This is a genomic window from Actinomadura sp. 9N407 (genome assembly GCF_044326315.1).
Lineage (GTDB): Bacteria > Actinomycetota > Actinomycetes > Streptosporangiales > Streptosporangiaceae > Spirillospora.
The window spans coordinates 131,298-145,187 of the sequence record NZ_JBIRAW010000028.1 but is presented as its reverse complement, the minus strand read 5'-3'; the positions used below and the strand labels follow the sequence as shown (position 1 = coordinate 145,187).

The 13,890-nt window shown below is 70.7% G+C and carries 12 protein-coding genes and 1 pseudogene; 4 read left to right on the top strand and 9 right to left on the bottom strand.

What is annotated here, in order from left to right:
* Positions 1 to 38 precede the first annotated feature (38 nt).
* The 4 genes and pseudogenes from ACH34Q_RS34495 to ACH34Q_RS34480 form a co-directional block, all read right to left on the bottom strand.
* Positions 39 to 950: an ABC transporter substrate-binding protein gene (locus ACH34Q_RS34495; protein WP_395987332.1), complete on the bottom strand. Its 912-nt coding sequence runs from the start codon at positions 948 to 950 to the stop codon at positions 39 to 41.
* 158 nt (positions 951 to 1,108) lie between these two features.
* The gene (locus ACH34Q_RS34490; RefSeq protein WP_395987331.1) at positions 1,109 to 1,807 is read right to left on the bottom strand and encodes an ABC transporter permease; all 699 of its coding nucleotides are present in this window, start codon (positions 1,805 to 1,807) and stop codon (positions 1,109 to 1,111) included.
* The gene (locus ACH34Q_RS34485) at positions 1,804 to 2,637 is read right to left on the bottom strand and encodes an ABC transporter permease (RefSeq protein ID WP_395987330.1); all 834 of its coding nucleotides are present in this window, start codon (positions 2,635 to 2,637) and stop codon (positions 1,804 to 1,806) included. Before ACH34Q_RS34485 ends, ACH34Q_RS34490 begins: the two co-directional genes overlap by 4 nt.
* Before the next feature lie 149 nt (positions 2,638 to 2,786).
* Positions 2,787 to 3,533, bottom strand: a pseudogene (locus tag ACH34Q_RS34480) (ABC transporter ATP-binding protein); the annotation flags it as partial.
* 234 nt (positions 3,534 to 3,767) lie between these two features.
* Between ACH34Q_RS34480 and ACH34Q_RS34475 the strand changes: the two are divergent.
* Entirely contained in the window at positions 3,768 to 5,378 is a 1,611-nt protein-coding gene (locus ACH34Q_RS34475; RefSeq protein WP_395987329.1) for an aromatic amino acid ammonia-lyase, read from the top strand.
* Positions 5,379 to 5,453: 75 nt separating this feature from the next.
* Here the strand turns inward: ACH34Q_RS34475 and ACH34Q_RS34470 are convergent, their stop codons facing one another.
* Complete coding sequence (locus ACH34Q_RS34470; RefSeq protein WP_395987328.1) at positions 5,454 to 6,428, bottom strand: LacI family DNA-binding transcriptional regulator; 975 nt, start codon at positions 6,426 to 6,428, stop codon at positions 5,454 to 5,456.
* A gap of 229 nt (positions 6,429 to 6,657) precedes the next feature.
* Between ACH34Q_RS34470 and ACH34Q_RS34465 the strand changes: the two genes are divergently transcribed.
* Together ACH34Q_RS34465 and ACH34Q_RS34460 are read left to right on the top strand one after the other, a co-directional pair.
* The gene (locus ACH34Q_RS34465) at positions 6,658 to 7,557 is read left to right on the top strand and encodes an amidohydrolase family protein (protein ID WP_395987327.1); all 900 of its coding nucleotides are present in this window, start codon (positions 6,658 to 6,660) and stop codon (positions 7,555 to 7,557) included.
* A gap of 84 nt (positions 7,558 to 7,641) precedes the next feature.
* Positions 7,642 to 8,166, top strand: coding sequence for a cysteine dioxygenase (locus ACH34Q_RS34460; protein ID WP_395987326.1), 525 nt, complete (start codon positions 7,642 to 7,644; stop codon positions 8,164 to 8,166).
* Positions 8,167 to 8,319: 153 nt separating this feature from the next.
* Here the strand turns inward: ACH34Q_RS34460 and ACH34Q_RS34455 are convergent, their stop codons facing one another.
* The 3 genes from ACH34Q_RS34455 to ACH34Q_RS34445 form a co-directional block, all read right to left on the bottom strand.
* A complete protein-coding gene (locus tag ACH34Q_RS34455) occupies positions 8,320 to 9,315 on the bottom strand; it encodes a hypothetical protein (protein ID WP_395987325.1) in 996 nt (331 codons plus the stop codon).
* A gap of 77 nt (positions 9,316 to 9,392) precedes the next feature.
* The gene (locus ACH34Q_RS34450) at positions 9,393 to 10,592 is read right to left on the bottom strand and encodes a hypothetical protein (protein WP_395987324.1); all 1,200 of its coding nucleotides are present in this window, start codon (positions 10,590 to 10,592) and stop codon (positions 9,393 to 9,395) included.
* 87 nt (positions 10,593 to 10,679) lie between these two features.
* Positions 10,680 to 11,897, bottom strand: a complete 1,218-nt coding sequence (locus ACH34Q_RS34445; protein WP_395987323.1) for an acyltransferase family protein — start codon at positions 11,895 to 11,897, stop codon at positions 10,680 to 10,682.
* Between the two features lie 244 nt (positions 11,898 to 12,141).
* Here ACH34Q_RS34445 and ACH34Q_RS34440 point away from each other — a divergent pair, with 244 nt between their 5' ends.
* On the top strand, positions 12,142 to 12,894 hold the full coding sequence (locus tag ACH34Q_RS34440; protein ID WP_395987322.1) for an SGNH/GDSL hydrolase family protein: 753 nt from the start codon (positions 12,142 to 12,144) through the stop codon (positions 12,892 to 12,894).
* 14 nt (positions 12,895 to 12,908) lie between these two features.
* Here the strand turns inward: ACH34Q_RS34440 and egtD are convergent, their stop codons facing one another.
* Positions 12,909 to 13,862, bottom strand: a complete 954-nt coding sequence (gene egtD, locus ACH34Q_RS34435) for an L-histidine N(alpha)-methyltransferase (protein ID WP_395987321.1) — start codon at positions 13,860 to 13,862, stop codon at positions 12,909 to 12,911.
* Between the last annotated feature and the right edge of the window lie 28 nt (positions 13,863 to 13,890).

Here is a 13,890-nt window from a genome sequence, read left to right as displayed (position 1 = left end):
TTCCTGGAACGGCGAACACGCCACGAGTCGACGAGGGGTCAGGCGAGGCCGTTCTGGCTGAGCCAGTTCTTGGCGATGGTCTCCGGGTCGGTCTTCTTCTCGGAGATCTCGGTGTTCATCTCCTGCAGGTGGGCCGTGGTGAGCTTGGCCGACACGCCGTTGAGCGCGCTGCGCACGGTCTCGTCGACCTTGGCCTTGTAGACCAGCGGCACCACGTTCTGCGCGCCGAACACGTTCTTGGGGTCCGCCAGCGGCACGAAGTTGTTCTTCTTGATCGCGGCGTCGGTGGTGAACAGGTCGGCGGCCTGGATCTGGCCCTTGATCAGGTTGGACACGGTGATCGGGCCGGCGGTGTCCAGGGACTTGAACTCCTTGAACTTCAGCCCGTACACCTTCTCCAGCCCGAGCAGGCCCTGCTGCCGGGTCTTGAACTCCGGCGGGCCGCCGACGACCAGCTCGCCGGCGACCGGCTTGACGTCCTCGATCGACTTGAGCTTGTACTTCTCGGCGGTGGCCGCGGTGACGACCAGCGCGTCCTTGTTCTCGGCCTGCGACGGGTTCAGGATCTCCAGCTCGGGCGGCAGCTTCTGCTTGAGCGCCGCGTCCACCTCCTGGGTGGTGCCGGCCGGGTTCTCCTTGTCGACATGAGCGAGCAGGGCCCCGTTGTACTCGGGGAACACCTGGATGGCGCCGCTCTTGACCTGCTCGTAGTAGACCTCGCGGGAGCCGATGCTGAACTTCCGCTCGACCTTGACCTTCTTGGCCTCCAGCGCCTGCGCGTAGATCTCACCGATCAGCCCGCTCTCGGGGAAGTCGGCGCCACCGATCGTGATGCTGCCGCCGCCGCCGTCCCCGCCGCTGAGCGGGTCTCCGTCACCACCGCCACCGCAGGCGGTCAGCGCCATCACGGCGGTGACCAGCACGGCGGCGCCGCGAATCATCCGGGACATCTGGGGTTCCTTCCTCCGGGACCGGACGCTCCGAACGCGTCCGGGTCCTGCTTCCATGTCTTGTGCCTGGCCCTGTTCTGCCGGGCCGAGTCGTTGGGGACGGGTCGTCGGGGACGGGTCATGGTGGGGTGTCTCATGCCGGGCCGGGTCATGCCGGCTCAGGACACCGCCGCCCGCTGCCGTACCCCTGCGGACACCGCGTACCGGTACAGGGCGGCGAAGGCGATCTGGGTCACAACGGCCAGCAGGATCACCAGGATCGCGCCGCCCGCCATGCTGTCGTAGTCCTGCCGGGCGTAGCCGTCGACGATGTAGCGGCCGAGGCCGCCGAGCCCGACGTACGCCGCGATCGTCGCGGTGGAGATGATCTGGATCAGCGCGGTGCGCAGGCCGAGCAGGATCAGCGGCATCGCCACCGGCAGTTCCACCCGCAGCAGCACCTGCCGCCCGGTCATGCCCATGCCTTCGGCCGCGTCCCGCAGCCCGGCCTCGACCTGCTGGATCCCGGCGTAGGTGTTGACCAGGATGGGCGGGATCGCCAGCGCGACCAGCGGGATCAGGATCGGGACCAGATCGCCGGCGGTGGTGATGATCACCGCCAGGATCAGCAGCCCGAGCGTGGGCAGCGCGCGGGCCGCGTTGGCCGAGGACAGCACCAGGAAACCGGCCATCGCGGCGGGACGTCCCCGGCGCAGGTGGCCGAGCACCAGTCCGAGCGGCAGCGCGATCAGTGCGGTGATCGCGAACGCCAGCAGCGAGTACCAGAGATGCTCGACCAGCCGGTTGGGGATGCCGTCGGCCCCCGCCCACTGCGCCGACCGGCCGAACCAGCCCAGTGCTTCCCAGATCGCGTTCACCGGGCCTCCCTCGACTCGGCCGGTGCGGTTCCCTGTTCAGCGCTCGCCGCCCCACCGGTGGCGGCGGGGTCGGTGGCGGGGCCGGTGATGCCGCTCGTGCCACGGCCGGACGCGGGCTCGGAGATGGGCTTGGTACGGCCGCGCCCCGCCCGTTCCCACGGGGTGAGCAGGCGCTGGACGACCAGCAGCAGCATGTCGGCCACCAGCGCCAGCAGGATGATCAGCGCGATCGCGACGATGATCGGGGTGGTGAACCCGCCGCCGGGCCACTTCATGCCCGTGACCATCAGCTGGCCGAGGCCGCCGATGCCGATCAGCGCGCCCACGCTCACCAGGCTGATGTTGGCGACCGTGGCCACCCGCAGCCCGGCCATCAGCACCGGCACGGCGATGGGCAGCTCGACCTGGACCAGCCGGCGCAGCGGGCCGAAGCCCATCGCGACCGCCGACTGCCGCACGTGGTCGGGTACGGCGCGCAGACCGTCCACGACGCTCGGCACCAGCACCGACAACGTGTAGAGCGCCAGCGGGACGATCACCGTGGTGTACGTCAGGCCGGTGAACGCCACGAAGATCACGAACAGCCCGATCGCCGGGACCGCGTACAGGATGCTGGTGGCGGCCAGCACCGGCGGGTAGAGCCGGGTCCAGCGCGCGCAGGCCAGGCCCAGCGGCAGGGCGATCAGGAGTCCGAGCAGGATCGGAGTGAACGACAGCACCAGGTGCTCGATCAGCGCCTCGGCGATGTCGCTGCTCAGGTTGCGGCTGATCCAGTCCCACCGGATCAGCGGCTCGCCCTCGGGTGCGGCTACGGCTGCGGGCGCGGCCACCGGGTTCACCGGTCCGCCACCGCCGCGGACGTGGCCCCCGAGCCCGGATCAGGGTCGGAACCCGAGCCTGTGCCTGAGGCGCCGCCGGAGGCGCTGTTCGACGCGCTGCCGGAGGAGGTTTCGGACGGGTCCTCGGCGTCCAGTTCCTGGAAGAAGCGCAGCCGCCGGATGCCCCGCTCACCGCCCAGGAAGTCGCGGACGAAGTCGCTGGCGGGCTCGGCCAGCAGTTCCTCTGGCGTGGAGTACTGCGCGAGCCTGCCGCCGACCTGGAAGACCGCGATGCGGTGGCCGAGCTTGACGGCCTCGTCGATGTCGTGGGTGACGAAGACGATCGTCTTCTCCACCTCGCTCTGCAGCCGCAGGAACTCCTCCTGCAGGTCGCCGCGCACGATCGGGTCGACGGCGCTGAACGGCTCGTCCATCAGCATGATCGGCGGGTCGGCGGCCAGCGCGCGGGCGACGCCGACGCGCTGCTGCTGCCCGCCCGACAGCTGGGCCGGGTAGCGCTTGGCCAGCTGGGGATCGAGGCCGACGCGGTCCATCAGCTCGTGCGCGCGGGCGCGGGCCTTCTTCTTGTCCCAGCCCAGCAGGTACGGCACGGTCGCGATGTTGTCGACGATCGTGCGGTGCGGGAACAGCCCGGCCTGCTGGATCACGTAGCCGATGCCGCGGCGCAGCGCCGGGGGATCGATCTCGCGTACGTTCTCACCGTCGATGGCCACGGTGCCCTCGGTGGCCTCGACCATCCGGTTGATCATGCGCAGCGTGGTGGTCTTGCCGCAGCCGGACGGTCCCACCAGGACGGTGATCCGGCCTGCCGGGATCTCCAGGTCGAGATCGTCGACGGCCACGGTGCCGTCCGGGTAGCGCTTGGTCACGCCCGCAAAGGTGATCAAACGATTTCACGTCCTCGGTGGGCGTCGGTGCAACGCCGTTCGTCCGCTCGCTGACAGTGTGAAGATCAACAGTATGAAGGTCGACAAGGTGAGGATCGACGGAGTGAAGATCGGTTTTGTACCCACCCAGCGTAGTCCTTGGCACTTCCCGGCCCAACGCACCGCCCGGTCATCGGGCCACGACGCACATCCTTAGCTTAACGATCGGAATAAAGTAGAAAGTAGCGTGAGGCCGTGGAGAACAGTCGAATCGTTATCGACGGGACGAACCTCACGTGCGCCGGAGTGGCCCGGGCCGCCCGCGGGGACGTGACGATCGTCATGGCCGACGAGGGCGTCGAACGGGCCCGTACGGCCTGGAAGGTGGCCCGCGATGTGGCGGCCGAGCAGCCGGTGTACGGGCGTACCACCGGGGTCGGTGCCAACCGCGAGGTGGGCGTCGAATGGGAGGACTCCGACGCGCACGGGCTGCGGCTGCTGCGCAGCCATGCGGCGGGCGCCGGGCCCCTGGTGGCACCGGAGATCGTCCGCGCGATGATGACCGTCCGGCTGAACCAGATCGCGGCCGGCGGCTCCGGCGTCGATCCGGGCGTGCTGGCGGCGCTGGCCGACTCGCTCAATCTCGGCCTGCTCCCGCCCGTACCGGTGTACGGGGCGATCGGTACCGGCGACCTCACCGCGCTGGCCTCGACCGCCCTGTGCCTGCTGGGCGAGCGCGCCTGGCTGCCCGCACCGGACGGCGAGCGGCCGCGCGGCCCCGGCTTCACGCTGCGGTCGGCCGACGCGCTGGCCTTCATCAGCTCGAACGCGGCCACGCTCGGGGAGTCGGCGCTGGCGGTGACCGACCTGCGGACGCTGCTGGCCGCCTCGACCGTCGTCGCGGCGCTGTCCCTGCTCGCGGTGCGCGGCTCGAAGGAGCCGTACGCCGAGGCCGTCCACCTGGCCTGCCCGCATCCGGGGCAGCAGGAGGTGGCGGCGGTGATGCGGACACTGCTGGCGTTCGAGCACCCCGCCCCGATGCGGATCCAGGACCCGTACGGGTACCGCGCGTTCCCCCAGGTCCACGGCCCGGCCCTGGAGTCCGCCACGTACGCCGAGGCGGTCATCGGCCGCGAGATCAACGCGGCCGCCGAGAACCCGCTGGTGGACGTGGTCGGCCATACGGTCTGGCACAACGGCAACTTCCACACCGCCTACGCGGGGCTCGCACTGGACGCCGCGCGCGCGGCGCTCTTCCAGACGATGGCGCTGTCCGCGGCCCGGCTGGGCACGCTGTCGGAGCCGTCGTTCACCGGGCTTTACCCGTTCCAGGGAGCCACCGAGGCCTCCTCCGGGATCATGATCCTGGAGTACGTGGCGCACTCGGCGCTGGCCGACGTCCGCCGGCTCGCCACCCCGGCGGCGCTGGGCAGCGCGGTGCTGTCGCGGGGCGTGGAGGAGCACGCGGGCTTCTCCACCCAGTCGGCCCGCGCCACCACCGAGGCACTCGGGGCGTACCGGATCGCGCTCGGCTGCGAACTGGTCGCGGCCGTCCGCGCGCTGCGGATGCAGGGCCGGCTCCCGACCAGCGGAGCACTGCGCGCCGCGTACGACCTGGCGGCCGAGGCGCTCGACCCCAGCGTCGACGACCGCCCGCTGGACACCGACATCGCCATCGCCGCCGACCAGCTACCGGGACTGGCGCGCCTGCTGCCCCTGGTCCAGACCGCCACCTTCCCCGGCTCGCCCGGCTCCCCGGGCTCCTCGGGCGCCGCGGCCTTCCGGGACTCCGTGGCCTTCACGGGCTCCTTCGACTCCTTGACTCCCCCCGGCCAGCGCCCACCGCTCCATGGCCATGGGCAGTAAGAGCCCAGCCCTCCGGCCAGGGGATACCGGTGGTCAGAGGGTGCCGGTGGTCAGGGGATGCCGGTGGTCAGAGAATTACCGGTGGTCAGGGATACCGGTGGATTCGCGGACGCGGAGGGTGGGGTCGCGGACGACGCGGCGCTTGCGGGGCTTGCCCTCGATGACGTCCACGACCAGGCGCACGGCCGAGTGCACGATGCCGTCGATGTCCCAGTCGACGGTGGTGAGCGGCGGCGTGAGCAGGGACGACATCGGGTGGTTGTCGTAGCCGCAGACCGCGACGTCGCCGGGCACGGCCAGGCCCAGCCTGCGGGTCGCCGCGTAGACCCCGTAGGCGATGGAGTCGGAGAAGCAGAAGACGGCGGAGGGCCGGCCGGGGCCGTCCAGGATCCGGGTCGCGACCTCGGTGGTCTCGCCCAGTGACTGGGACGCGACGACGACCTCGACCTCCAGCCCGAGGCGCTCGGCCTCGGCGTTCACGTGCACGTCGGCGGGACGGTCGGGGGTGCTGGCCAGCGTGGGGGTGAAGACCACCACGCGCCGGTGGCCCAGCTCGCGCAGGTGCTCCAGGGCCAGCGTGACGCCGCGCCGGTTGTCGAACACGACCTCGCCCTGGGACTGGCCGCCGTGCAGCGCGTCGCCGATCGACACCACCGGGACGGTCTCCGACAGCTCGGCCCACAGCGGGGCGGACGGGTCGAGCGACTGGACGATGAGGCCGTCGACCCGCTGGTCGCGCAACTGCCGGGCCAGGGCCAGCTCTCGATCGGGATCGCTGAAGGCGTCGACGATCAGGGCGAAGCGGTCGCGGGCCAGCAGCGACCGGCTGATGCCCACGGCCAGCGACTGCTGCCAGTAGTCCTCCAGCGAGCCGCACAGCAGCCCGACCATGCCGGTACGGCCGCTGGCCAGCGCACGGGCGATCGGGTGGGCCTCGTAGCCGAGTTCCCGGGCGGCGGCCCGGACCCGTTCCTGGGTCTCCTCGGAGGTCTGGATGCCGCGAAGTGCGTACGACACGGCAGCAGGCGACAGTCCCGTCGCCTGCGCCACCTCTCGGATCGTCGCGCGCTTGCGCCTTTCCGACACCCTGCAAACCTTAAACCGTCCGTACGACAGAATCCGCCCGACTTGACGGCGGGCGGGCTTAACCGGTTCACTGAACCGGTTAAGTGATACGGTTCAGTAAATAAGCGAGATGTCCGGTACGGGATTTCCGGCCGGGGGCGGCACAGGAAGGCGGTCCAGGGAGATCGGGAAGATCAAGGAGATCGGGGAGTCGGTGAGGCGAGCAGGGGGCGGCGCCGGGGTCGATGTGCACCAGCATCTTTGGAGCGATCCACTGATCAAGACCCTCCGGGCGCGCCGTACGGCGCCGTTCCTGGACGGCTGGACGCTGCACCTGGACGGCGAGCCGCCGTTCGAGATCGACCCGGCCGACCACGACATCGCCCAGCGCGCCGATCTCGCCCGGGCGGACGGGCTGGGCCTGGCGCTGGTGTCGCTGTCCTCACCGCTCGGCATCGAGTGGCTGCCGGCGAACGAGGCGCAGCCGCTGCTGGACGCCTACCACCAGGGCGCGGCGGCGCTGCCCGAGCCGTTCGGTGCCTGGGCAGCGGCCGGTGTACGAGACGTCGATGCCGCCACGGCCGCCCAGGTCCTCGATCAGGGCTTCGCCGGGCTCCAGTTGCCGGCCACGGCGCTGTGCGACGCGTCAGGCTACGAACGCTGTGCCCCGCTCCTGGATCTCCTGGAAGCGCGCGACCTTCCGCTCTTCGTCCACCCTGGTCCCGCACCGAGCGCGCCTGGCGCGCCCGGCTGGTGGCCGGCGCTGGTGCCGTACGTGCAGCAGATGCACGCCGCCTGGTTCGCGTTCCGTACTCATGGCCGCCCTCGCCATCCCCGCCTGCGGGTGTGCTTCGCCATGCTCGCCGGGCTCGCTCCCCTGCACGGGGAACGCCTGGTGGCCAGGGGCGGAGGGCGCGGAGAGGTCGACCCGAACGCGTTCGTCGAGACCTCGTCCTACGGTCCCCGCGCCGCCGACGCGGCCGTACGGGCACTGGGCGTGGACGTGGTCGTGCACGGAACGGACCGCCCCTACGCGGACCCACGCGACCTCGCACTGGGCGAGGCCGCCGAGCACGCCTTCCGCGTGTCGAACCCCCACCGTCTCTTGAACTAACGCCGTCTCTTGAGCCAACACCGTCTCTTGAGCAACACCGTCTATCGAACGAGCACCGTCTATCGAACCGAGAGGAGCGAACCCTTGCCGACTGAGGTCACCACTACCGCCCCTGTTGCGGAAAGCCTGCAGAATCTGCCCGTCCGGGCCCTCGACAAGCACGAGCTACACGAACTGGTCGACGCCCTGGCGAAGCAGCCGGATCTCTGGCAGCGGCATGTCCGCTTCTCCGACGATCAGCGGCACTACGCCTCGCTGTACCGGGACGAGTACGTCGACGTGTGGCTGCTGTGCTGGACGCCCGAGAACGACACCGGCTGGCACGACCACGACATCTCGTCCGGTGCCGTACGGGTCGTCAGCGGCGCCCTGGAGGAGTGCAACCCGCGTATCGGCGGGGCCCATGTCGAGACCGTGATGCCCGCCGACGCCTCGTTCTGCTTCGGCCCGGACCACATCCACCGGCTGGTCGGGGTCGCGGACGCGAGCGTCTCCATCCACGCGTACTCGCCCCCGCTGTGGCGGCTCGGCCAGTACACGATCGCCGACGACGGCCTGATGCGCCGTGCCTCGGTCAGCTACGCCGACGAGCTCCGTCCCCTGGACTGAAGCTCTGGACTGAAGCTCTGGCCCTGGGCTGAGCCCTGCCTTGGAGTGACGCTGTGCTGAGCCGTTCCGGCATGGGAAGGGCGGGCGATCCGATCCCCGCTCCGACCGGACGCCCGCCCTCTACTCATGTCAGCGCCGACCGCCGCGAAAGCGTCACAGCCCCGCGGTGACCCGTTCGCGAAGTGCCGAGAAGGCATCGACGGGGTCCGGTGCGTAGTAGGCCCAGGGCAGCTCCGTCACGTACTCGCCGATGATCTGGAACTCCTCCCTGGCCGCCGGTATGTCTCCCGCCAGCGCGAAGGCGAACGCGAACACGTTGTGGACCTCCGGCCAGCCGGCCTGCGCCCGATAGGCGGGATGGCGGATCGAGTGGTCGGCGGCCGCGCGCAGGTCGGACCGGACGTCCTCCTGGGCCATGTACGTCTCGGCCTGGGCTTTCGGCAGGGACAGCCACACCTCGACGTGCGCGTCGGCGACGAGGCGTCCGAGCGGGCTCCCGGGAGGGGACTGGGCCACGGCGCCTCGCGCGAACGCGAACATCTCCTCGTGGCTGCCGTACCACTTCTCGCACAGGTACGTGAACATGTACGTGTGCGCGCGGAGGTGTCCGGGGTGCAGTTCCAGGACCCGGTCGAATCTCCGGTGCGCCTCGTCCGGCTTCACCCGGCCGCCCAGCGCGGCGGCGAGCAGGAACGTCCACGCGGCCGTCTCCCCCGGGTCGCGGGCCGCGACCTCACCCAGGCACGCCTCGGCCAGCTCCAGCCGTTCGCTGAAGCCTTGGAACCGGTCGTCCTGCGTGTCCTGCTCGTTGTACGTGCCTTGGCGCGCCGCCCAGGCCCAGCCGACGGCGTGCGCGCCCCGTACCAGCAACGGCAGGGTGGAGCGCGGCTCCGCCCTCGTCCAGGCCCCGATCCAGTCCTGCAGGCCGGGCACCCGCGCGCAGATGGAGAGGTAGAAGGCGCGCTCGTCCGGTTCGGTCACGGCCGTGAGGAACTCGGCCGCCCATGCGTGGTCGTGCCGCAGCAGCGCCTCCCGAAGGTCGACCGCCGCGAGGTCGTGCGCGCAGGGATCGATCGCGAGCGCGGGCGCGGGCGTCTTCGCGCCGCCCTGCTTCCGGGATCCCGGTCTACGCCGGTTGAACAGCCCCATGTTCTCGTCCCTCCTCTCCTCTCACCCTGACCAGCGTGCGCCTCCCCGCGGATGTCACGTGTCGCTTGGCGCGGGTGTCACGTTGGCGTACGGGCCGTTCCACGACCGCGTTCGGCGATCCAGCGGTCGGACACGGCGCAGATGCCCACCACCGCGACGAAGAACACCGCCACTCCGCGCAGCAGCCCGGCCTCGTAGTAGGTGTCGGTGACGAGGCGTACGGCCGCGTACCCGAGCAGCCCGCCGACGACGACGGCCACAGCCATCTGGCCGCACCAGGCCACAATGCGCCTCGTACCGGCAGTGCCGAGTCCTTCCCGTAGGGCGACGACGGCCGCCGTAACGCAGACGAGCATCCCAGCCGCAAGCGCGACCAACGGCGTCCCGAACGTCACCCCGTAGCGGACCGCCAGTGCCGGTACGAAGAAGAACGCCAGCGCCCAGCGAAGCCCGCTCACCACTGTCGCCAGGGCCGCGCCCTGTTCTCGCGCGGTCAGGCGCCTCGCCCATAGGCGCGCAGCAGCGAGGCCGGCCACGGCGACCAGAGCGGCGGGCAGGCGCCCGCCCACATGCCCCAGGTTGTAGAGAAGTGCGGTGTCGTACACGGTCAGGACCAGTTGGCCCAACGCCCACGTAGAGGCCGCGAAGAGCAGCAGCCCCAGCCCACCCGACACAGGCTCGTTCTCACGCTCCGGTTCACGTCGCGCCATCCAGGAGATCCATAGGGGTGTCACCACTGCGGCGCACACCCGGATCACGATGTTGTCGACCGTGTACGGGTTGCGCAGGTCCCATTCCACGATGCAGAAGGCGAACGTGTAGGAGGCCGAGGCCGCCCACAGAAGCGGTGAGGTCGCCAGCCGCCGGTACAGGCCGCGATCCAGCCAGCGCATCACCACCAGGTAGGCGAGCAGCACGAACGGCAGTTCCAGGAACGCCTGCACGCGCAGCACGCTCGGCGCCAGCAGTTCCGGCGCGGGTACGTGCCGGGCCAGCGCGTCCACCAGGGACCAGTCCGCGAGATCGAACCATCCGGTCGGCAGGTACCGCGCGATGAACGACGGGTCTCCGCCGTGCACCCGCTCGACGTACACGGTGAAGAGCAGCTGGTTGACGTAGACGGCCGCGGTCAGCAGGCACAGTGCGAGGCCAGGGCCGCCGCCCACGCCGTTCCCCCGGCTCGCGTCCGCAGGCGCGGCGTCGCGACGTCGCAGTCGCGGCACGGCCACCACCGTGACCGCGACGGACGCGAGTACTGCGACATCGACAACCAGCATGGGGCGACAAACTAGGCCATACGGCTTGTAGAGCGCGCCGCCACTCCCCGTCAGTGCCCGCGGGCCGCCGGCCCGGTCGGTCGCGGCTCAGCGCCGGATGAGTTCAGGGACGGTCCCGGTGGGCGGCGGCGTCTCAGGGCGTGCGGACGGCGCGGCCGTCGGTGTTTCCCGCCTCTTCCGCCCGGCGTCCTGGTTCTCCCGGATCGGGATCAGGGATTCCTTCAGGCGGGCTCGCATCCAGGACTGTCCAGGACGCTCGATCAGGCGGTACACCGCGTACGCGACCAGTAGGGAGACTGCGGTGGCGAGGACGAGTGCGGCCCAGCGGTTCATCGCGGGGTAGGCGTACTTCAGCAGCGGCAGGGCGACCTGTGAATGCGTGAGATACAGCGGGTAGGTCAGCGCGCCCAGGACTGTAAGGGCGCGCCAGCGCAACCAGCTCAGGCGGCCGGTCACGACGAGGATCATCACGCCGAAGATGGCGGTGACGGCCACCGCGACGACCGTCTCGTCCGATCCCTGGAACACGTGGCCGGTACGCCAGGCGCCCCAGTGCATGGCCAGCAGCCACGAGACCGCCACGTACCCCCACAGGAGCAGCGTCGGGCCGAACCGGTAGATCAGGTAGAGGGCCATGCCGCCGATGAAGTACGGGCTCCACGTCGGCATGAGCATGACCTGCAGCAGCTTCTGGTCGGCCTCGTCGGCGAAGATCCCGGCCAGCAGCCACCCGGCCATGAAGACGAGGCAACCGCGGTAGGTGATGCCGATGGCCGCCAGTACCGCGATCAGCACGTAGAAGTGCATCTCGATCCAGAGCGTCCAGAAGACCGCGTCCACGTTCTTGAGGCCGAGGCCGCTCTGCAGCATGGTGAGGTTCGGGACGACCAGGCCCGGAACGCCGTTGCCCAGCCGGAACCCGGCCCAGATGGCCAGCCCGAGCAGGACGCCGGCCCAGTACGCGGGCAGCAGCCGGACCACCCGCGAGATCCCGAACTCCCCCGGTGAACGGCCCCACGCGCTCATCAGGATGACGAAGCCGCTGATCAGGAAGAACAGGTCGACGCCCAGGTAGCCGTACTTGGTGATCTGGCCGAGCGTCCCGAACAGCTCCCGCGACGGCTCCGGCCACGGCCCGGCGCCGTCGAACCCGGTGAAGTGGAACAGCACCACCGCCAGCGCCGCCAGGAAACGCAGCAGGTCGAGCTCGCGCAGCCTGCCCTGTCCGCGAGAGCGGCCCGGTTCGCGAGCGGGGCCCTGTCCGTGAGGGCTGCCGTGGTCGCGGGGGTGGTCGTGTCGGGTCACCCGCGAGACCCTGGCCCCGCCGGATGTCCCGCTCGGGTCGGCGGCGTGAGGCGGCGATGAACGGCGCGTGTAGGGATGCGCGGCGGCGCTTGAAGCGACGAAGGCGGCACGGGAAGAGCAGTACAGGAGTAACAGAACGGCACGGAAGTAACAGGACGGCACAGGAGTGCGCGGACGGTACGCGCGCGGCCACGAATTCTCCTAAAATCACCTGGACTCTCCTCACGAAACCGGTGGAACCTCCATGACTTCTCGCCGCGCGCGCCGCGGCGCGGCGATTCTTGCGCTGTGCCTCGCCTCCGTAACGGCGACCGGCTGTGGTGTGCTGGCCGACGATCCGACCCCCCGGACGAGCCCGGCGGTGGCCGCGACCAAGCCGGTCGCCGCCACGGCGCCCGTGGTGATGTTCCTCGGCGACAGCTACACGGTGGGCGACCGCGGCAACCTGCAGGAGTACACCTACGCCGCCGCGGCGGCCCGGCTGCTGGGCTGGCAGGTCATCGTGGCCGGGCGCAGCGGCACCGGGTTCGTGACCGCGGGCAGGGCCGGGCAGGCGTTCGGGCTGCTGTTCGAGAGCCAGCTCGGCTGGCGCCCGGCACCCGACCTGCTCATCGTGTCGGGCGGCCACAACGACTGGAACAAGCCGCCGCAGCAGGTCGCCGAAGCAGCACGTGACGTGCTGGAACGCGCCCGCAAGCGCTGGCCGGACACGCGGGTCGCGTTCATCGGCCCGATCTGGGGCAACCAGTCCCCGCCACCGGGCGCGCTCAACGTACGGAACGCGCTGCGCGGGGTGGCCCAGCAGGTCGGCGTGCCCTTCATCGACCCGATCGCCGAACGCTGGATCACCGGCCACCGCCTCCAGGGCGCCGGCAACGCGCCGCGCTTCATCCAGGCGGACGGGGTGCACCCCACCCCGGAGGGCCACCGCTACATCGCGACCCGTCTCGTCGACGACCTCAAGCGCCACGGACTGGCCAACCCCACCTCAAGCTAGGGCCCCACCTCAAGCTAGGCGGCGGGGCGGGCGAGGGACAGCGAGAAGTCGGCGGCCTCGTCGGTCCAGAACTCGGCGAGGACGAGACCGGCGGCTTCCAGTTCGGCGGCCAGGCGTTCGCGGCGGAACTTGCTGGAGATCTCGGTACGCATCTCCTCGCCGGCGGTGAACGACACCTCCAGGTCGAGGCCGCCCACGCGTACGGACTGGTCCCGGGTGGAGCGCAGGCGCATCTCGATCCACTCGTCGGCGGCGTTCCAGAACGCCACGTGCTCGTAGGCGGTGGTGTCGAAGTCCGCGTCCAGTTCCCGGTTGATCACGTGCAGGACGTTGCGGTTGAACGCGGCGGTGATCCCGGCCGCGTCGTCGTACGCCGCGACGAGGCGCCGCTCGTCCTTGACGAGGTCGGCGCCGATGAGCAGCGCGTCGTCCGGCTCCATCGTGGCGCGCAGGCCGGACAGGAACCCGATCCGGTCGGCGGGCGGCATGTTGCCGATCGTCCCGCCGAGGAAGGCCACCAGCCGCCGGTCGCCGCCCGGCAGCAGGTGCAGGTGCTGCTCGTAGTCGGCGACGGCGGGCCGCACGTCCAGCCCGGGATGCTCGGCGGCGATCTGGTCGGCCGCGCCCACCAGGAAGTCTCCGCTCACGTCCACCGGAACGTACGTGCGCAGCGTCCCGCTCAAGGCGTCCAGCAGCAGCCGGGTCTTCTCCCCCGATCCGGCGCCCAGTTCCAGCAGCGTGCGGGCCCCGGTGACGGCGGCGATCTCGGGAGCGCGGGCGATGAGGATCTCCCGTTCCCGGCGGGTCGGGTAGTACTCCTCCAGCCGGGTGATCTCCTCGAACAGCTCGCTGCCCCGCTCGTCGTAGAACCACTTGGGCGGGAGCGTTTTCGGGCTGCTCTCCAGCCCCTCCCGTACGTCGCGGCGCAGCGTCTTGGCGAGGTCGTCGGCGGTCAGGAACCGGTCCACAGAGTCTCCTTCAGGGTCTTTCCCATGG